This window comes from Pseudalkalibacillus hwajinpoensis (assembly GCF_039851965.1).
In the GTDB taxonomy this organism is placed as follows: Bacteria; Bacillota; Bacilli; order Bacillales; family Guptibacillaceae; genus Guptibacillus; species Guptibacillus hwajinpoensis_E.
This window is the reverse complement of sequence record NZ_CP156674.1, coordinates 197,049-217,347: the sequence shown is the minus strand read 5'-3', so window position 1 is coordinate 217,347 and position 20,299 is coordinate 197,049. Positions and strand designations below refer to the sequence as shown.

General features: G+C 40.4%; 19 protein-coding genes and 1 pseudogene. All 20 read left to right on the top strand.

The annotated features are described in order from the left end of the window. Window positions 1–60 precede the first annotated feature (60 nt). The 20 genes and pseudogenes from ABFG93_RS01040 to ABFG93_RS00945 all read left to right on the top strand — a co-directional run bounded on the left by ABFG93_RS01040 (window position 61) and on the right by ABFG93_RS00945 (window position 20,205). A complete protein-coding gene (locus ABFG93_RS01040) occupies window positions 61–1,662 on the top strand; it encodes a PucR family transcriptional regulator (RefSeq protein WP_347550136.1) in 1,602 nt (533 codons plus the stop codon). 111 nt (window positions 1,663–1,773) lie between these two features. Continuing rightward, entirely contained in the window at window positions 1,774–3,240 is a 1,467-nt protein-coding gene (locus tag ABFG93_RS01035) for a CoA-acylating methylmalonate-semialdehyde dehydrogenase (RefSeq protein WP_347550135.1), read from the top strand. A 16-nt stretch (window positions 3,241–3,256) separates the two neighbouring features. Continuing rightward, the gene (locus tag ABFG93_RS01030; RefSeq protein ID WP_347550134.1) at window positions 3,257–4,594 is read left to right on the top strand and encodes an aspartate aminotransferase family protein; all 1,338 of its coding nucleotides are present in this window, start codon (window positions 3,257–3,259) and stop codon (window positions 4,592–4,594) included. 113 nt (window positions 4,595–4,707) lie between these two features. Then, window positions 4,708–5,693 (top strand): annotated as a pseudogene (locus tag ABFG93_RS01025) (quinone oxidoreductase family protein). Window positions 5,694–6,053: 360 nt separating this feature from the next. After that, window positions 6,054–8,912: a 2-oxoglutarate dehydrogenase E1 component gene (locus ABFG93_RS01020; RefSeq protein ID WP_347550133.1), complete on the top strand. Its 2,859-nt coding sequence runs from the start codon at window positions 6,054–6,056 to the stop codon at window positions 8,910–8,912. Next, window positions 8,905–10,194: a 2-oxoglutarate dehydrogenase complex dihydrolipoyllysine-residue succinyltransferase gene (gene odhB / locus ABFG93_RS01015; protein ID WP_347550132.1), complete on the top strand. Its 1,290-nt coding sequence runs from the start codon at window positions 8,905–8,907 to the stop codon at window positions 10,192–10,194. The genes ABFG93_RS01020 and odhB overlap by 8 nt, the downstream gene beginning before the upstream one ends. A 112-nt stretch (window positions 10,195–10,306) precedes the next feature. Continuing rightward, window positions 10,307–10,477, top strand: coding sequence for a hypothetical protein (locus ABFG93_RS01010; RefSeq protein WP_347550131.1), 171 nt, complete (start codon window positions 10,307–10,309; stop codon window positions 10,475–10,477). Window positions 10,478–10,479: 2 nt separating this feature from the next. After that, window positions 10,480–11,157 carry a GNAT family N-acetyltransferase gene (locus ABFG93_RS01005; RefSeq protein ID WP_347550130.1) on the top strand — a complete coding sequence of 226 codons (678 nt, stop codon included), beginning with the start codon at window positions 10,480–10,482 and terminating at the stop codon, window positions 11,155–11,157. 68 nt (window positions 11,158–11,225) lie between these two features. Then, window positions 11,226–11,432 (top strand): DUF6501 family protein, encoded by a 207-nt coding sequence (locus ABFG93_RS01000; RefSeq protein WP_347550129.1) that lies wholly within the window; start codon window positions 11,226–11,228, stop codon window positions 11,430–11,432. A gap of 373 nt (window positions 11,433–11,805) precedes the next feature. After that, window positions 11,806–12,873 (top strand): nitric oxide synthase oxygenase, encoded by a 1,068-nt coding sequence (locus tag ABFG93_RS00995; protein ID WP_347550128.1) that lies wholly within the window; start codon window positions 11,806–11,808, stop codon window positions 12,871–12,873. A gap of 19 nt (window positions 12,874–12,892) precedes the next feature. Next, window positions 12,893–13,189 carry an antibiotic biosynthesis monooxygenase family protein gene (locus ABFG93_RS00990; protein ID WP_347550127.1) on the top strand — a complete coding sequence of 99 codons (297 nt, stop codon included), beginning with the start codon at window positions 12,893–12,895 and terminating at the stop codon, window positions 13,187–13,189. A 107-nt stretch (window positions 13,190–13,296) separates the two neighbouring features. Beyond that, the gene (locus tag ABFG93_RS00985; RefSeq protein WP_347550126.1) at window positions 13,297–13,719 is read left to right on the top strand and encodes a DUF4395 domain-containing protein; all 423 of its coding nucleotides are present in this window, start codon (window positions 13,297–13,299) and stop codon (window positions 13,717–13,719) included. A 105-nt stretch (window positions 13,720–13,824) separates the two neighbouring features. Then, the gene (locus ABFG93_RS00980; RefSeq protein ID WP_347550125.1) at window positions 13,825–15,129 is read left to right on the top strand and encodes a lysine N(6)-hydroxylase/L-ornithine N(5)-oxygenase family protein; all 1,305 of its coding nucleotides are present in this window, start codon (window positions 13,825–13,827) and stop codon (window positions 15,127–15,129) included. 85 nt (window positions 15,130–15,214) lie between these two features. Further along, window positions 15,215–15,835: a methanogen output domain 1-containing protein gene (locus ABFG93_RS00975; RefSeq protein WP_347550124.1), complete on the top strand. Its 621-nt coding sequence runs from the start codon at window positions 15,215–15,217 to the stop codon at window positions 15,833–15,835. Between the two features lie 113 nt (window positions 15,836–15,948). After that, complete coding sequence (locus tag ABFG93_RS00970) at window positions 15,949–16,116, top strand: hypothetical protein (protein ID WP_431522031.1); 168 nt, start codon at window positions 15,949–15,951, stop codon at window positions 16,114–16,116. Window positions 16,117–16,206: 90 nt separating this feature from the next. Then, complete coding sequence (locus tag ABFG93_RS00965; RefSeq protein ID WP_347550123.1) at window positions 16,207–16,341, top strand: hypothetical protein; 135 nt, start codon at window positions 16,207–16,209, stop codon at window positions 16,339–16,341. Between the two features lie 428 nt (window positions 16,342–16,769). Beyond that, complete coding sequence (locus ABFG93_RS00960) at window positions 16,770–17,597, top strand: aldo/keto reductase (RefSeq protein WP_347550122.1); 828 nt, start codon at window positions 16,770–16,772, stop codon at window positions 17,595–17,597. A gap of 265 nt (window positions 17,598–17,862) precedes the next feature. Further along, a complete protein-coding gene (locus tag ABFG93_RS00955; protein WP_347550121.1) occupies window positions 17,863–18,609 on the top strand; it encodes a pirin family protein in 747 nt (248 codons plus the stop codon). 94 nt (window positions 18,610–18,703) lie between these two features. Next, window positions 18,704–19,882: an acyl-CoA dehydrogenase family protein gene (locus ABFG93_RS00950; RefSeq protein WP_347550120.1), complete on the top strand. Its 1,179-nt coding sequence runs from the start codon at window positions 18,704–18,706 to the stop codon at window positions 19,880–19,882. 176 nt (window positions 19,883–20,058) lie between these two features. Next, window positions 20,059–20,205 (top strand): hypothetical protein, encoded by a 147-nt coding sequence (locus ABFG93_RS00945; protein WP_347550119.1) that lies wholly within the window; start codon window positions 20,059–20,061, stop codon window positions 20,203–20,205. Window positions 20,206–20,299 lie beyond the last annotated feature (94 nt).

Genomic DNA, 20,299 nt, shown 5'->3' with positions numbered 1-20,299 from the left:
CTCAAAAGAAGCTCTTCATGGTTAGATAAAAGTACATAATTTCTAGAATAGGGGTGTGGTATGATGCTGCGAATGACCAGTTTAACAGTACATGAAGTGCTAGAAAGAGAACATTTTCGTCATGCTACTGTCATCGCTGGTAGAGGGGGATTAGATAGGAGAATAAAATGGGTTCATGTGATGGAAGTCACCAGCGTGAAGCAACTACTAGACGGTGAAGAATTAATTCTATCAACCGGATTTGTATGGAAAGATAATGTGAAGGTATTTCTATCGATCGTAAAGCAATTAATTCAAAGCAAAGCAGCCGGTCTTTGCATTGAAATTGGTACATATATGGACCAGATCCCATCAGAAATACTTGAACTTGCTGAACAGCACCAGTTTCCCATCATTGTCTTTAAGAAAGAAGTACGATTTGTTGATATTACCCAGGACCTTCACTCCCTCTTAATCGCACACCACTATCAGATGATTTCCAATCTTGAACAGTTTTCTCAAGAGCTAAATAATCTTCTACTCGCACCAGGCAGTCTTTATAAGATTCTATCCTTTCTCGCTGAGAAAACAGGGATGCAAGTCATTTATATACCGAAAGAAGCTGAACCAATTTTTGCGCCGGAAGCAACAGAAGAGAAGAAAGAAATTTTTCTGCATTTCCTGACATTTCAACCTGAAGGTAAAGGGTTAGTCCTGCAACATGTGCGCGCCATGGACTATCACTTTGCTAATTTAATTCTTGTTCCAGGCAGGCATACATCAGTTTCAGATTATGACATGCTTCTCCTTGATCGAAGTGCTACAGCTATTTCCCAATTTCTACTGCGTGAACTTTACATTGAAGAGAAAAAACGAGCACTTGAAACGGAATGGCTATATGACTGGCTTGAAGGGAAACACTCTGAAGAAAAAATTCTTTCTTATCTTGTTGATATGGATGAATCGCTTATTCCCCGTGGTCTTCAAGTATGTACATGCAAATTCAAGAAGCAGCTTGATGCGTACACCTCTTCACAGATCACCTATTTTATGTTGCTTATGCGTTCGGTATTTGAACAGGAGGGTTTTTTTATACTATCCCTTACGACTCGGAACAAACTTATTATCATCGTTTTAAATAGAAGAGATGAGGTTAACCTCATGGATCGTATACGTGAAGCTTTCAATCGCTTTATGATAAGTGATATTTTGCAAAAGGAAACCGTACCAGAAGTTGTGCAGATCGGTGTAGGGAAGCATGTGCGTCTTTTGAAAGAGATGCATAAAAGTTATGATTCATCGTTAGAGACACTAACAATGAACGATAAGCTTTCCATTCAGTCATCAAAAGTCATTTACCATACCGATTTTCATATTTACCGGATGATTTTCCAACTTGCTAGGGGCAAGGAATTAAATGAATTCATGTCTGAGTATCTTGCTCCAGTTATCCAATATGACGAGAATAACAATAGTAATCTCCTGAATACACTTAAGGTGTATATGTGTTGTAATGGCTCCAAAAAAGAAACAGCTGAGCAACTTTATGTGGTCAGACAAACACTTTACCATCGACTTGAAAAGCTAGAAGAGTTGCTTGGCTCTGATTTTATGAGCTCACCAAAGCGACAGGCAATTGAATTCTCTCTGCATGCTTACGAGTATTTGAAGCGAAAAGTCTAAAATGTGCAACGTGTACAATGGGGCATTAATCCATGTTACGTTTTGTCTAATGAACGTTAGCCACTCCATCCCCTACAATAAAGGTATGAATCAACCAAAGGAGGGCGTGCAATGGCAATCGTAAAAAACGAAACAGCTGTGCTAAAAAACTTTGTAAATGGTGAATGGGTAAGTGCGAGAAGTAATGAGACCCTTGATGTACCAAACCCTGCTACAGAAGAAAATTTGGCCTATGTGCCGTTATCTTCTAAAGAAGATGTTGATGTGGCTGTAAGCGCTGCAAAAGAAGCATTTGAGACATGGAGTAAAGTCCCTGTGCCAAAGCGAGCACGAGTACTTTTTGCTTATCATTCACTACTTGTAAAGCATCATGATGAACTCGCAGAGCTTATTGTGAAAGAGAACGGTAAGAGCTTTAAAGAAGCGTACGGAGAAGTACTTCGCGGCATTGAGTGTGTAGAGTTTGCAACAGGAGCCCCTACATTAATGATGGGGGACAATCTGTCTACTATTGCGGAAAGCATTGATTCTGAGATGTTTCGCTATCCAGTTGGCGTCGTAGGTGGGATCACACCATTTAACTTCCCTATGATGGTGCCACACTGGATGTTCCCTCTTGCGATTGCATGTGGAAATACATTTGTGTTAAAACCATCTGAACGCACACCCATTCTAGCTAACCGTATGGCAGAGTTATTATCAGAAGCCGGTTTACCTAAAGGTGTTTTTAATATTGTGCACGGAGCACATGATGTGGTCAATGGACTAATTGAACATGATGATGTGAAAGCAATTTCGTTCGTCGGTTCACAACCTGTAGCGAAATATGTATATGAACAGGCTGCTTCAAGAGGGAAACGTGTGCAGGCACTTTCAGGTGCAAAAAATCATCACATTGTGATGCCAGATGCTGATATTGAAAAAGCTGTTCAGCAGGTTATTAGTTCAACGTTTGGAAGTGCTGGGCAGCGCTGTATGGCATGTAGTGCGGTTGTTATTGTCGGGTCAGGGGAACAATTCATTTCTGCACTTAAAGAAAAAGCAGACGAGTTGAAGCTTGGAAACGGATTGGATGATGAGGTGCTATTAACACCTGTCATTCGAAAGTCTCATCGTGAAAAAGTGCTCTGGTTTATCGATAAGGGATTAGAAGAAGGTGCAGCCCTAATTCGTGATGGACGAAAAGAAATGGACTCCAACAATAAGGGGAATTTCCTCGGTCCTACCATTTTTGATGAAGTGACAGTTGATATGACGATTGCGAAAGAAGAAATATTTGCACCTGTCTTAAGTCTATTACATGCTGACACTTTAAACGACGCATTAGCCATTCTTCGAAAATCGAGATATGGGAATGGAGCGACGATCTATTCGAAAGACGCGGGGGCTATAAGACAGTTCCGCGAGGAAGCTGATGCTGGCATGCTTGGTGTTAATGTTGGTGTTCCTGCACCCATGGCATTTTTTCCATTTTCAGGGTGGAAGGATTCTTTCTATGGAGATCTACATGCAAACGGGAAAGATGGCGTCAATTTCTATACACGCAGGAAGATGATTACGACTCGTTTTGACTACTAGAAAGGGAGTGAAGCAGATGCATACAGCGCACGAGAATCTCGCTGGCAAAGATGAAAAGTATGTCTGGCATGCCATGCGCCCCTTTGATCCAAAAGCTACAATGGTTATTGAGAAAGCAAAAGGCGCCTGGCTCACCGACTATGATGGCAATCGGTTTTTAGATGCAATGGCAGGTCTCTGGTGTGTCAATGTCGGATATGGGCGAGAAGAACTTGCTGAGGCTGCATATGAGCAGCTTAAAACACTCTCTTATTATCCTTTAACTCAGACACATGCCCCTGCTATAAAACTCGCTGAAAAGTTAAATGACATGCTCGGCGGGGGCTATGTCATCTTCTTTTCTAATAGTGGCTCAGAAGCGAATGAAACAGCTTTTAAAATCGCGCGGCAATACCACGAACAAAACGGAGAAGGACATCGTCACAAAATTGTGTCACGATACCGAGCCTATCATGGTAATACGATGGGATCGCTTGCAGCCACTGGCCAGGCACAACGAAAGTACAAATATGAACCGCTTGGTCAGGGATTTTTACATGTACAGCCACCTGATACGTACCGGGATGCCCCTGATATAGACGGTAAACTTCAGTCTGTAAAAGCGGTTGATGACATGATGACATGGGAACTAAGCGAAACAGTAGCTGCGATGATCATGGAGCCGATCATTACGGGTGGTGGAATAATCATGCCTCAGCGTGAGTACATGAAATCTGTCCAAGAAGTGTGTGAAAAACACGGTGCTCTCCTCATTTGTGATGAAGTGATCTGTGGCTTTGGAAGAACAGGTAAACCGTTTGGGTTCATGAATTATGACGTTAAGCCAGATATCGTCACAATGGCAAAGGGGTTAACAAGCGGCTACTTACCATTATCAGCAACTGCTGTTAAAGAAGAAGTGTATGAAGCTTTTAAAGGAAAACTAGAGTATGACCATTTTAGGCATATTAATACGTTTGGTGGCAATCCAGCTTCATGTGCACTCGCTTTAAAGAATTTAGAAATCATGGAAACAGAAAAACTTTTCGACAGATCGAGAGATCTAGGAGAAAAGCTGAAGAAAGAGTTGGAAAATCGCCTTTCTTCTCATCCCCTTGTTGGTGATATTAGAGGGAAAGGATTGCTGGTTGGAATTGAACTTGTTGAGGATCGAGCGACTAAGAAGCCACTTGGTGTTTCTGAACTGAACAAAGTAATTGGCTATTGCAAGTCCCATCACGTCATTATTGGCAAAAATGGCGACACGGTAGCAGGTTATAACAACGTATTAACCATGGCACCACCGTTAACAATAGAAGAAAAAGATTTAGACATATTAGTTCATACAGTTGTCGAAGGCTTGATACAACTATGAAGTGCGCAAAGAGCGCACTTTTTTTAATTTAAAGTTTGAAAATTCAAGATAATTGTCGTATAGTAATAGCACATTACATACTGACTGGTTAGTTAGAGAAGGGGGGAAGAATAATGAAGGCGATTCAATTATCGGAATTTGGGGGTCCTGATGTTTTGAAGGTTATCGAAATGGATGTTCCTATACCCAGAGGGCATGATGTTTTAATCGAAATTCAAGCCATTGGGGTTAATTATGCAGATACCGCTAGGAGAGAGGGACAATACGTTGTAGATACACCACTTCCTTATGTACCTGGTTCTGAAGTGGCTGGGGTCGTAAAGTCAGTTGGTGAGAACGTCACTTCTGTGAAACCGGGATCTTCTGTAATAACCTAATTGGGTACAAAAAAAACGCGACAGGTTATGCTGAATATACGCTTGCAGATGAGCGTGGTTTAATTCCAATTCCAGATGGAGTGGATCCTCAATATGCTGTCGCTCTCCCTCTACAGGGGTTAAGTGCATACCATACGCTCAAAACGATGGGGCAGTTCAATATTGGAGATACGGTTTTGATTCATGCTGCCGCTGGTGGTGTTGGTACGATTGCGGTTCAACTGGCAAGACTCTGGGGAGCAAAAACAATCATTGGAACTGCTAGTAGTGAAGAAAAAAGGCAGCTTGCTTCGGAGATGGGTGCTGACGTAACGATTGATTATACAAAAGAAGGCTGGGAAGAAGAAGTGTTAAAAGCGACAGATAGCAAAGGAGTGGACGTCATTCTTGAAATGGCGGGCGGTGAAGTATTCAGAAAATCATTAAAGTGTCTTGCTCCTTTTGGGAGATTGGTCATTTACGGAGTTGCAAGCGGAGAACAAAGTCGCTTTTATCCATCCTCCTTAATGGAGAAAAACCAATCAGTCGTCGGCTTTTTCCTTCGGCAGATGATGAAAAAACCAGCTCTTTATCAAAAGAGTCTTGAGGAATTGCTGGCTTATATGAAAAGTGGAGAATTAAAACTAACTATTGGTGGGGTATTTGACCTTGAGAAAGCAGCAGATGTTCATCGTATGCTTCAAGGTAGAGTGACAAAAGGAAAGCTAATACTCACACCTTAAAAGTAAAAAAGTAATAGAAGCGACCTCATGCAGGTTGCTTTTTTGATGTAAACCGATTCTTTTTAACTTCAATGGCATAAAATCACTATTTTGTATTCACTATAGTTACTCTTTGTGGTAATTTAGTATTGCACTGTGTTAATATTCGAAAAATTTTTCTTGGAATTCATTTTACTAGGAAATTTTTTTTGGGGAATTGCTTGAAAGTTTTGTGAGAATCCCTACACTATGCTAAAATATCAATGTAAGCGTTTTTTTAATAATGAGGTTTTAAATGATTAAAAGAGTGTAAAGAACAAGTAATGAAGCTTTAATAATGTTTATGAAACGAGTTTAAACGCAGCAGGGAGGTTGCATGCTTTGAATATCAAACAGTCCAGAGTGGAACACCCATGGCAAGAATTTTATGGACCAAACCTTGGCTATGCCATTGAATTATATGAAAAATATCAGGAAGACCCGGAGTCAGTTGATCCGGACATGCGCCAGAAATTTGATCAGTGGGGACCACCTCCAACATCAGATAGCGCTGTTGAAACCAACTCTCAACCGGGTAACCTCAAAAAAGTTATATCTGCCGTTAAACTTGCCGACAAGATTCGTACATATGGTCATTTAGCAGCAGCTATTAATCCATTAAAAGATGAAAAGTCTTATCTTGATTTTATGACACCAGAGAAATACGGTCTTTCTTCAGAAGACTTGAAAGCGATTCCTGCTAATATCATTTGGGAAAAAGCACCTTCTGAGTTGTCGAATGGATACGAAGCCATCCAACGCTTGCAGGACCTATATACGAAATCTCTGTCCTATGAATTTTCTCACGTTCACGCAGAAGATGAACGTAAATGGCTCGATGAAATGGTTGAGAATGACTCTGTAAGCCGTACGTTGACAGATGACGATCGGAAAGCTCTTCTTCGCCGGTTAACAGAAGTAGAAGGATTCGAAAAGTTCCTTCACAAAACCTTTGTTGGCCAGAAGCGCTTTTCAATTGAAGGTGTTGATGCAATGGTACCAATGCTTGATGATGTTATTAAATGCGGGTCAAGCGATGGCGCTAAAAACGTCATGATTGGTATGGCGCACCGTGGGAGGTTAAATGTCCTAGCGCACGTTTTGAACAAGCCTTATGAAAAGATTTTTTCAGAATTCCACCATGCCCCTAATAAAGAGCTAGTTCCTTCAGAAGGTTCAATGGGAATTAACTATGGTTGGACAGGTGACGTTAAATATCATATGGGTGCCGACCGTAAGTTCGAAGGCTCTGAAACAGCTGAAGCAACCGTCACACTTGCGAACAACCCGAGTCACCTTGAATTTGTAGATCCTGTTGTTGAAGGGTATGCCCGAGCAGCACAGGAAACGCGAGATGAAAAGGGAGAACCAAAACAGGACTTCCGTAAGTCATTTGCTATATTAATTCATGGAGACGCTGCATTTCCTGGGGAAGGCGTTGTAGCAGAGACGCTGAATTTAAGCCAGCTTAAAGGCTATCATACAGGTGGAACTATCCATATTATTGCCAATAATCAGCTCGGATTCACGACAGAAAGCACGGATTCTCGTTCAACGAAATATGCGAGTGATCTTGCGAAGGGTTATGAAATTCCGATCGTTCATGTAAACGCTGATGATCCAGAAGCATGCTTAGCTGCAATGCATCTTGCTTATGAGTATCGAATGAAGTTTAATAAAGACTTTCTAATCGATTTGATTGGTTATAGAAGATTTGGTCATAACGAAATGGATGATCCTGCTGTAACTCAGCCACATTTATATGAAAAAATCAAAAACCATCCAACAGTTAGAGCTCGCTATGCAGAATACCTTACAGAACAAAAGGTAATTGAATCCGGCCAGGGCGAAAAGCTTGATGAGCAGGTGCTTGGAGAGTTGCAGGAAGAGTACGATAAAGTAGCTAAAGGTGCAGACAATAGCGGCGAAGTACAAGAATTACAGCCTCCGAAGGAAATTGTCAAAGGAATCCCGGCTATTGAAACGGCTATTCCTCTTGAAACATTGAAAGACATTAATGACAAGCTGCTCGTTCGTCCTGATGGATTCAACGTTTATCCGAAGCTTGAGCGTATTTTGAAACGCAGGCTTGATATGTTAGAAGAAGGTGGCAAAGTGGACTGGGCACTTGGTGAAACCCTTGCGTTTGCATCGATCCTCGGTGACGGTACGCCGATTCGAATCACAGGACAAGATTCACAGCGAGGCACTTTCGCCCAACGTCATTTAGTACTTCACGATAAAGAAACGGGTGAAACGTTCTGTCCGCTTCATGAACTGCCACAAGCAGTATCTTCATTCGCAATTCATAATAGCCCGTTATCAGAGGCTTCAGTAGTTGGATTTGAGTATGGCTATAACGTATTTGCACCTGAAACGCTTGTTATTTGGGAAGCGCAATACGGTGATTTCGCGAATGCGGCACAGGTCATTTTTGATCAGTTCGTTTCAGCTGGTCGAGCAAAGTGGGGACAAAAGTCTGGAATGGTACTTCTGCTTCCTCATGGCTATGAAGGTCAGGGACCTGAACATTCAAGCGGAAGAGTTGAACGCTTCTTAACACTCGCTGCTGAAAACAACTGGACAGTTGCAAACCTGACAAGCGCTGCACAATATTTCCACATTTTACGGAGACAGGCAGCAATCCTTGAAAAACAGGAAGTTCGACCTCTTGTCATCATGACGCCAAAGAGTCTTCTTCGTAATCAGCGTACATCTTCACCTGGTTTCGAATTTAGCCAGGGGCAATTTTTGAGTGTGGTTGAACAAGCTGGGTTAGGTGAGAAGAAAGATAAGGTAGAGCGTATTGTGCTTTGTACTGGTAAGGTTGCAGTGGACCTTGCAGCAGAAATTGAATCTTCAGAAGATAATTTGGATTGGCTTCATGTGTTAAGGGTGGAACAGCTTTATCCTTTCCCACTCGATGAGGTTAAAAATATATTTGAACGTTATGCTAACGTAAAAGAAATTATTTGGTTGCAGGAAGAGCCTAGAAATATGGGGTCTTGGAATTATATTTCTCCTCGTATTAATGAAACAGCTCCTGAAGGCGTATCTGTCAGCTATGTTGGTCGACCAGATCGTTCAAGTCCTGCTGGCGGAGAGCCAAATGTGCACAAAAAAGACCAGGAACGTATTATTCAAGAAGTACTAGAGCCATCCAAAACTGTTTCCCATCAAGGAGGTAATCGTCGTGATTGAAGTTAAAGTACCAGAACTAGCTGAATCTATTACAGAAGGAACAATCTCACAATGGTTAATCAAAGTAGGCGACAAGGTTGAAAAAGGTGACAACCTCGTTGAGTTAGAAACAGATAAAGTAAACATTGAAGTTAGCGCTGAGAATGATGGCGTAATCAAGGAGCTTTTAAAAGAGCCCGGTGATAACGTAGAAGTAGGTGAAATCATTGCTTATCTAGGCGGCGGTGAAGGCGCTTCTTCTGAATCTGAGGAGAAAGAAGAAAGCTCTGAAAAGACTGATGAAAAGAAAGAAGAAAAAGAACCCCCTGAAGAAGCAAAATCTGATGATGAAGCATCAGCACATGCAGCTCCTGAGCATGAAGAGAAATCTGAAAATGGACGTACAGTAGCTTCTCCTTCAGCTAGAAAGCTTGCTCGTGAACTCGGGATTGATCTTAATAGTGTTGAAACACGTGATCCACTTGGTCGTGTTCGTCCTGACGACGTAAAAGCACATGCAGAAAAAGGGAATCAAAAAGAAGCTCCAAAGCAGGAAAATAAACAGGAAAAGCAAGAAAAGAAATCTGACGCTAACGATGGTAAACCGGTTGAACGAGTGAAAATGTCTCGTCGCCGTCAAACAATCGCAAAACGTCTTGTAGAAGTTCAGCATACCGCTGCGATGCTGACAACTTTTAATGAAGTAGATATGACCGCGATTATGGAACTTCGTAAACGTCGTAAAGATAAGTTTCTTGAAGACAATGATGTGAAATTAGGTTTTATGTCCTTCTTTACAAAAGCAGTCGTTGGTGCTCTTAAGAAGTATCCACGTCTAAATGCAGAAATTCAGGAGACAGACATCGTTCTGAAAAAGTTCTATGATATTGGTATCGCAGTTGGTGCTGAAGAAGGTCTTGTTGTGCCAGTTGTTCGAGGTGCGGACAAGCTTTCATTTGCTGGAATTGAGCAGGAAATCGGTAACCTTGCGAAGAAAGCACGTGACAACAAGCTGAAGCTTGATGAGCTTCAAGGCGGTTCGTTCACGATCACAAATGGTGGTATTTTCGGATCAATGCTTTCCACTCCAATATTAAATGCTCCACAGGTTGGGATACTTGGGATGCATAAAATCCAGTGGCGTCCGGTTGCAATTGACCAGGAGCATATGGAAAATCGTCCGATGATGTATATTGCACTTTCATATGATCACCGAATCGTTGACGGCGGTGAAGCAGTTAGCTTCCTTGCTAAAATTAAAGAACTTTTGGAAGATCCAGAGCAGCTTCTTCTAGAAGGATAAAAAAGAACGAGAACCTGAATCTCAATGATTCAGGTTCTTTTCTTCATCATGTGAAAGCTCCATCAGAATCAAGAATCTTATAAACTAATCCATCATGTAAGCGGGGGATAAGGTGCAGCTAAAAATCTTTAGACAACCATCTGTATTTATGTCACACGTCCAGTCTTTTTTAGAACGAAACGAAGCTCTCAATAATTTACCACTCGGGATCTTGTATCGCCTTGTTCGGTTCGAGCAAGAGGGAGAGATGTCTGATCCGTTTCAACCATTGAAGATGATTTAGGAGTGATTCGTTTATGTCTTATTCAGACGCCGCCACATAACCTAACAATTGCCGGTGATCGTCTTATTGATGAAGCCATCATCAGGTTTGCAGTTGAAGAAATAGGTAAGAAAATGAGCCTTCCCGGGGTTTTAGGAGAAAGGCAACTTGTTGAGAGGTTTTCAGATCATTATAGCAAATTATCTAACCGACCAAGAAAAGTTCATATGAATCAGAGAATTTATCAGCTGGATAAAGTTGTCTTCCCGAAACAAGTACAGGGCACAATACGAACTGCAAGGGATACAGACCATCAGCTATTAACCCGGTGGATAAGGGAATTTACTGTAGCAATGGGACAGCCTGCTTCCACTGAAGAAAGCAAAGAACGGGCTAATCAGTTTATTGAAGAGCAAAGCGTAGTCCTGTGGGAAAATAATGGACAGGTAGTTTCTATGGCAAATCAAACGAGACCGACTATAAATGGGATGACTGTAAACTTTGTTTACACTCCACCTGAATTTGAGAAAAGGGGATATGCCTCAGCTTGTGTAGCGAAGCTCAGTCAGTCTCTTTTAGATAGAGGCTATCAGTTTTGCAGTCTCTATACGGACTTATCGAATCCGACATCCAATTCTATTTATATGAAAATAGGTTATAGACCTGTAGGAGATTCAACCGTCTTTCATTTTGAATCATGATGGTGTCAAGCTTTAATTGAAGCATTTTCTGGTGTAAAATAGAAGCTGAAATGAAAGGAGTGCTGAGATTGATTCATCAATTATGGAAAGATGCACCGACAATAAAGAATGTTAAATGCGTACATACGGATGCCAAAAAGTATTTAGTAAACCGAGTTTTAACTGAAGGTAAGACGTATGAAGTTAAGAATGAAACGGAAGAATTTTTGTTCGTTATTGACAATAGTGGTAAAGTAGGCGGGTTTTACAAAGAGTATTTTGAAGAACTCCAGTAGTAGACCATCCTACTGTGTGTCCTGAAGAGATTAAACAGGCTACATTGGCAAGCAGAAATAACGAAGAAAATAGAGTAATTTATTAGAAAAAGCCGAGCATCGAATGAGATGCTCGGCTTTTTGATTTTTTTCTACTTCTTATTTAACAGAATTGATCATCTTTCTTTGGGTTTCGCAGTCCAAATATTGGTCTCAAGTAGAGGGCAACATAAGACCCTGCAAGAGCGACAATCATTATTTGTTGGGTTTATTAGGGCGATTTTTTCATCGTGTGGTATAATACGCTAGGAAGTTTTTTGCTAATTGAAAGGTAATGACAGGTGAAGGTAAGATCTAGTTAAAGAACCGTCTCCGGCTCTAGGAGGGAGAAAAAGTGGAAAATGAAAAGCGTATCAAAAAAGCAATCACATTTTTAGAACAGGCATTCTATGAATTAGAGAAGGATCCAGACAAGTTACAACGTCGTAAAAGAGATGTGATTCACGAAATCAATACGACTGGAACCTATACACATACATATGAAGAGCTATCTCATGGCGCAAAGATGGCATGGCGAAATAGTAACAAATGTATTGGTAGACTATTTTGGAACACATTAACCGTTTTTGATGCTCGGATTGCTGATACTGAAGAGGAAGTAACAGAAGCATTATTCCATCATATTAGAACAGCTACGAATGCTGGTAAAATTCGTCCGACGATTACGATTTTCAAACCGGAAAAGGTGAGGATTTGGAACCATCAATTAATCCGATTCGCTGGTTATGAAGCAGAAGGGGATGCTATAGGGGATCCTGACTCTGTGGCTTTTACAAAGCAGGTAATGGAGCTTGGATGGAAAGGGGAAGGTACGCCTTTTGACGTCTTGCCACTTGTTTTTCAAATAGAAGGTAATGACCCTGTTTGGATTGATCTTCCTTCTAAAGAAGTTCTTCAAGTTACCATTGACCATCCAGAGTATGACTTCACTCCTCTACATGCTAAGTGGTATGCCGTGCCCATCATATCGGATATGTGCCTTGAAATTGGTGGAGTGGATTACAAAGCAGCTCCGTTTAATGGCTGGTATATGGGAACCGAAATTGGCGCCAGAAACTTTGCGGATACGGAGCGCTACAATTTGATACCAGAAGTGGCTAAAATCATGGATCTGGATATAAGTTCTAATGCAACATTATGGAAAGATCGTGCTCTAGTAGAACTGAATCGAGCTGTTTTGTATTCGTATCATAAAGAAGGGGTAAGCATTGTAGATCACCATACTGCAGCGAAGCAGTTTCATAAGTTTGAGCAAAACGAAGTGAAAGCAGAGCGGGATGTTACAGGTAATTGGACGTGGCTTATTCCCCCCGTATCGCCAGCTACAACACATATTTTTCATAAACCCTATCGAGATAAAATTTCATCACCAAATTATTTTTATCAAGAGAAACCATATTAGATAGAAGAGAGGAATCCTGATGGTTATTGAAAAAGCTTACTTTACGATAAATAAGGGTCTGGAGCTGGATTTTGAAGAAGCATTTACTGATGCTGTTAAATTAATTGCTTCTATTCCAGGCTATCAAAATTATCGTTTAACAAAATCAGTTGAAGCCGAGCGAAAATACGTTATTTTTGTTGAGTGGGAATCACTTTCTGCTCACACTGAAGGTTTTATGGAATCAAGTCAGTTTGAAGAGTTTACAAAGTTAATGGATCCGTTTTTGGCGAATGTTGAAATGGAACATTTAGTCACAATAGCATCAGACAACTAAACCCACTGAAGAGTGGGTTTTTATTATGAGCATAAGTGTATACAAATCGAATGAAACAGGATATGCTAAAATATAATTATATTCCTATATGAAAGGTTGGTATTGAAATGCCTTTATCGATTCCAAGACCTCTTGTTCGACTAAACCAATCGTTTATTTTTATTTTTGCAACTTCTTTCGTCCTTTTTAGCCAGTGGATTTTTCTAGCTCTACCACTTGGAGTTGGATTAATGGGATTACTATTCCACTTCAATCCAATCATCAAAGTAGGTAAATCCTTCCTAAGAAAGCCAATGAATTCCTATATTCCTGAGGATGCGGATCAACAAAATTTCAATCAAAAAATTGCTGTCATTCTTTTAACGGTATCCCTCATTTTCCACATAGCAGGTGTGCAGTGGCTTTCATTCACAGCCGCTATTATGGTTGCTCTAGCCTCACTTGTGGCGATTCTTGGTTTCTGCATTGGCTGTTTTATCCGTTTTCAATGGAAACAGTTTCAATACAAACGCTCTCACCAATCTTCTTAAAACAGCCTAATGGGCTGTTTTTTTTTGCGTAAAAAAAACAGCTAATAGAAAATCTGATATAATTGATTTAGAGAAAAAATGTAAGGACAGAAAGGATAGGGTAGGATGAGAGAGAAAATGTATGACTTGATAGGTGTAGGCATAGGGCCATTTAATTTAGGGTTAGCAGCCCTGCTGGATCCAGTTAAAGAAATCGATTCGCTTTTTTTTGAGAAGAAGGAAAAATTTGACTGGCATCCTGGAATGTTAATTGAGGGGACAAGGTTGCAAGTACCGTTTATGGCCGATCTGGTGACGATGGCTGATCCCACAAATCCATATAGCTATTTAAACTATTTGAAGCACCATAACCGATTATATAATTTCTATTTCTTACAGCGGCTAGAAATGCCACGTAATGAGTACAATCATTACTGCCAGTGGGCAGCAGATCTGTTAGAAAGTTGTCAGTTTGGAACAAATGTGACTGCTGTAGTACCAGTTGGCTCACCCATCACCCACTATGAAATTTCAGTTAACCAATCAGGAGAAGAAAAAAAGTACTTCGCAAAGAACATCATTCTTGGAGTTGGCACAGTACCTTCGCTTCCTTCATCGCTTCAAGGCATGTCTGAGCATGACGTTTTCCATTCTTCTACATTCCTTGATCACGTGGAGCGTTGTAAAGAAGCGAAGAGCATTACTGTTATTGGATCAGGACAGAGCTCAGCAGAAATTTTTCGTGAACTATTAAAGGAAAGAAATGACCATGGGTATTCACTAAACTGGATTACAAGGTCACAGGGGTTCTTTCCAATGGAGGAAACACGGTTAAGTCTTGAACATTTCTCACCTGAATATGTGGATTATTTCTATGACCTGCCACAAAATCAAAAGGATGATATTTTTAGTGGCCAGCAGCTTCTCTATAAAGGAATTAGCCCACATACGATCACAGATATTTATAATCTCCTTTATGAACAGTCAGTAGGCGGTAAACAAATGGATGTTATGCTTATGCCTCTCACAGAAATAAATGGGTTAAAAGAAAAAGAGGACGGAAGTGGATATGAACTTGAATGCCGTCAGTGGCAAAAGAATCGGAATTTCTTGATCGAAAGCGAAGTCATTGTAGCAGGTACAGGATATCGCCCACTAATTCCGGAGTGTTTAAACGATTTAAAAGATTTCATTGAATGGGATGAAAAAGGACGTTATCACGTATCGAAAGATTTTCGACTGACTCTTAATCAAGAATCATCCTCTAATATTTTTGTTCATAGCGGCATGCAGCACACACATGGGGTAGGCTCCACCAATCTTGGACTTGCTGTTAACCGTAATAAGATTATTATCAATGAGCTTGCAGGGAAAGCTATCTATCCCATTTTAGAAGGAAATATTTTTCAACAATTTGAATTTAAAGAGTAGTAATTCTTTTTTATCCTTTTATTTCATTATAATCCCTTATGATTAAGAAAAGTCATAGGAGGTTTGGCAAGGAGGGGATCTGATAATGAATCAGTTGCATCCATTAACTGCCAGTAGGTTTCTTGGGAAATTAATTACTCAATATGCCCATCTTCATGAGAAGACCATCGGTTCTGAAGCAAGAGAGTATATTTATCAATTAGGAATTCGGACTGGTGAATGGCTTGAATCTTACTATCCTGATAATAGTTGGACTCCAGATGACTATGCAAGAGCTATTGTTGATATAAAAAATTCTATTGGTGGCGAATTTTTCATTGCAGAAGTTACGGCTCAGTATGTTGTAGTTAAAGCACGAAGTTGTCCTTTTGGAGAACAGGTAAAGGAGGCACCTCACCTCTGTACGATGACGTCAAGTGTTTTTGGGGGAATTGCAGCAAGACATTTTAATTATGGAGAAGTCAATCTGCGAAAACGAAGTGCACTTGGCGATCCTGGTTGTGAAGTGATGATCGCTTTTGAACCTGGTATTGAGGAGGGAGACCGTTATGAGAACCTGCCGATAACACCAGATAATGGTGATCCGTTCACTTGGGAAGAAGATACCATTGCGCTTCTAAATAAAGAGCTCAAGCGGAGTGATGACATGGTCATCCAGCTTGTACAAGAGTTAGAAGATCTGAAAAATCAAGTAGGACAGAAATAAAGTGCAACTACCATCAGGTGAACACCTGGTGGTTTTTGTATGGATTTTAATCATTTGTTCAACCTAATAGAAAAGGAGGGATAAAGTCATTTGAGAAAAATGCAAGAGGTTACGTGCAGGATAGCTGTCAGGCGTTAGAACAAGCGAGTAGATGTCTTGAACAGGCGCTTTCTACTGTCGAAAAGGAGCAAAATCGAGAAAGAATACAGGAATCCTTGCAGCAATTAACAGCGGTTCAATCTTTCTGTAGTGACACAGCGAGTGTTCTTGAACAACAGTAAAAAATCATTGAAAAAATTATTACGATTAGGTTTTAAAATAAACAAAATCGGAAATGGTGTTTTAACGTTATATTAAAGGAGGCACTACCCATGAGTTTGTTGTTTGGGAAAGGCATGCAGGCATTCGAACAAGATGCAAAAGTAGAAAAAGAAAAATTCCAGACTGACCCTATTGCTCAGTTCAATAAAAAGTCTAGATTAAAGCAAAAACCAACAAAAATTTAACCATCCTCCTCTTGGATGGTTTTTTATTATGTGTTTCTTAAAACAATGGAATGGTTTTTTAGCTTTAGTGATTCCTTTACATAGTGGCACTAGCGTTTGGTGCTGGTTTAATAACTATGCTACTCCTTTTTGAGTGGAAGCATTTTGTCGCTCATCAACCTATTAAACCTAAAACATCTTTAGGTAAGTGGGTTAAAAAAACGTATTAGTTGCAACAATTCCTTCGTGGATGTGTTATTTGGAACATTTAAAAAGGAAAAAGACGTTTTAACGAGTACAACGGAGAAAGATCTTGAAAAAAGAATAAAACGTTAACAGCTCATAACAAACTGGGGCTTTAAAATGTTCCTTTCTTTGAAATAGATGTGTGAAGTGGAATTAAATGGGGAAACCCTTTATTGTGACTGAAAAAATGGAGGAGATTAAGAATGGCAAAACAATGGACTACAACGAAATTGCATAACGGCGTTGAAATGCCAACTCTTGGACTTGGTGTTTGGAAAATGGAAAACAATGACGAAGTGAAGACTGCGGTCAACGCTGCGATCGATGCTGGTTATAAAGCAATCGATACAGCTGCAGCATATAAAAACGAAGAAGGTGTCGGTGCAGCAATAAAGGAAAATAGCACACCACGTGAAGAGCTTTTTATTACATCTAAAGTCTGGAATGCTGATCAGGGCTATGAATCAACACTGAAAGCTTTCGAAGATACAGTATCGAAGCTTGGAATTGAGACGCTTGATTTGTATCTCATTCACTGGCCAGTAGATGGGAAGTATAAAGAAACATGGAGAGCAATGGAGAAGCTATACAAAAATGGTCGCATACGTGCGATTGGGGTGAGTAACTTTCATCCACACCATTTGGATGACCTATTGAACGATGCTGAAATCAAGCCGATGGTCAATCAAGTTGAATTCCATCCGCTTCTTAACCAACAGGAAGTTCGTGAGTATTGCAAACAATATTCCATTCAGATGGAAGCCTGGTCACCACTCGCTCAGGGTAAATTGTTGGATCACGAAGTTGTAAAAGGAATTGCAGAAAACCATGGTAAAACAACTGCACAGGTAATTATTCGATGGGACCTTGAACATGAGGTAGTCACTATTCCAAAATCGTCTAATCCAGAGCGTATTAAGCAAAACTTTGACGTATTTGATTTCGAGTTAACTCAGGAGGATATACGTGCACTTGATGAACTTAATCAAAATGAACGTATGGGTCCAGACCCCGATAATTTTGACTTTTAATTGAAAGCCGGCATTTTGCCGGCTTTTTACTATGCAACCTGGAAAATGGTTTTTAGGAATCATAATAACGCTCTTAATTCCTGTGGATCAAAATGCGAAAGATGTAAAATTAACGTTATCACCAGAATTTTATTATAAAGACATTGTTTTACAAATTCGAAAAGTAAGAAGTTCTGCAAGTGAAACCGTGCTCTTTGTTTGACAGATTGCTGAAAAAGAGCTAAAATTATCTCGAATTCAAGATATAATGAAAGTGGTGATGTCAATGAAGATAAAGAAGTATGATGTAAATCAACAGGGTGTTGGTCAATTTGATGGAGGTAAGATCACAGAACAAAAGCCTATAGGATTTCCTGGTGAAGGATCAGAAGTGAAACGTGTGGGACCACTGTTTTACTGGGCGTGGGCTAAATCTGAGGACGCTGGCTATATTTCTCTCCATCCTCATCAGGGATTTGAGATTATAACGTATGTCATTAGCGGTAAGGCAGAACATGGTGATTCGCTAGGTACGAAAAGCACTGTTGGACCTGGTGGGTTACAGGTGATGCAAACTGGTTCAGGAGTATCTCATGAAGAAGGATTTGTCGGTCCGGATATGCAGGGGTTTCAGATCTGGTTTGAACCACATTTGAGAGAAGCTTTACGCCGGAATCCTACTTATCAGCAATATGAACATGAAGAATTTCTGCTTGATAATGATGGGGGATTAACTGTTAAAGAGATATTGGGTGATGATTCTCCCGTTTCGTTTGTTACAGACGCGGGGATGTGGGACATCTTTATCGAAGAAGAATCTACTTTTTCTCGTGAGCTCAGTAAGGGACGTTCACTAAGTATTCTGATTCTTCAAGGTTCTGGAACACTCCAAGAAACCATATTCGATAAAAAGGATTTTATCGTAATTGAAGCAGATGAAAAGGATACAATTGAAATAAAAGCTAACGAGGCAACTAGAATCATTGTGATAGAAGTACCAACTACTGTAAATTATCCTCTTTATAGAAAATAAAAGTTTTATTTCCGATCGCTTTACTGGTGTATCTTACCTCCTGTGGTGTACGATTGAAGTGAGAGTACGTCGATCGGAAAGGTGGCTTTATGAGATGGCTTCACTTTATAACCCTTTTATTAAAAATAATAGACAGAAAAACCTATTAAAGCTTGGAAGTGATCTAGCGGATTCATTTGCGCTTCGAGCTGATAAAATTGATCAAGAGGGACGGTTTCCTTCCGAAAATTTCGAGGAGTTAAAACAGTCCGGATATGTGTCCTTAACTGTACCCGAACACTTTGGTGGTAATGGAATTAATTTATACGAGTTCGTTATGCTTCAGGAAAAAATCGCTAGTGGAGACGCTTCCACAGCACTCTCGATAGGCTGGCATCTTGGTATCATGCTCGAAATGAGAGATGATCAAACATGGTCAGATTCAGTATTTGAACGAATGGCGAAATTAATTGTAAATGAACATGCTCTTCTCAATCGTGCCGCTTCAGAACCCGCAACAGGCAGTCCAACACGCGGTGGCATGCCACAGACTAAGGCAATCAGTAAGAATGACAGCTGGATTATCACTGGAAGAAAGTCCTTTACATCGATGGCACCAGGTCTTCATTATGCACTCGTTTCCGCTCAGATTGATGACACAGAAGAAACAGGCTTCTTCCTTGTCGATATGAATCTGCCAGGTGTTAAGATAGTAGACAACTGGGATACGATGTCGATGAGAGGCACCAGAAGTGACGATCTTATATTGACTAACGTTGAGTTGCCTTTAGATGCACTTATAGAAGGTCCTGAAACAGAAAAAGGAGAATTACCAAAAGCCTGGCTCCTTCATATTCCTGCTTGCTATTTAGGGGTAGCGATTGCAGCGCGTAACGAAGCGATTACATTTGCTTCAGAGTATTCACCAAATAGCCTCCCTGGACCGATTAAAGATGTCCCTGAAGTACAGAGGAAAATTGGTGAAATGGAATTAGAGTTATTGAGAGCAAGAGAAATGATGTATTCCGTAGCGGACAGGTGGGTGACGGAACCTGAGAAGAGAGCCAATATGGGTCCAGAGCTTGCTGCCGTTAAACATGTAGCAACAAATAGTGCAGCTAGAGTGGTGGATCTCGCTATGAGAATTGTAGGAGCAAGAGGTTTATTTAAGGATAATCCAATGCAGCGATACTATCGTGATGTTAGAGCAGGTCTTCATAATCCACCGATGGATGATGCTGTCATTTCCATGCTTGCAAAAAGAGCATTATCTACTTCAGAAAAACCTTCCTGATGGAAGGTTTTTTGACGAAAAAATCAGGATGAAAGTCATAGGACAATCACATCATTCTACAGCTTTGTATTCTCTTTTACAGTTTTTCAGGTAATTAGAATTAATTTCGTCAGAAAAAAAGGAATATTCCATTCGAGTGACGAAATAGTGGATTATTAAACGAAAAGGAGGGGAGCATGTTGAGAGAGCAGCGTACAATATCGTTGAGTGGAAGTTTGCTGCTGACGAATGTTTGGGGATACGAACGAACGGAAGAGGTCACTGTAGAAAATAGAGATTATGCAAGAAATAACAGTAAACAGGAGCTGAAGGAAACCAAATGACCTTTCAAATGAACACTTTCGAGGAATCGACATAAATGGAGCCGGCCGCGAGTCATTATCGCTTCGGCTCCATTTTAATTTCCACATAATAACA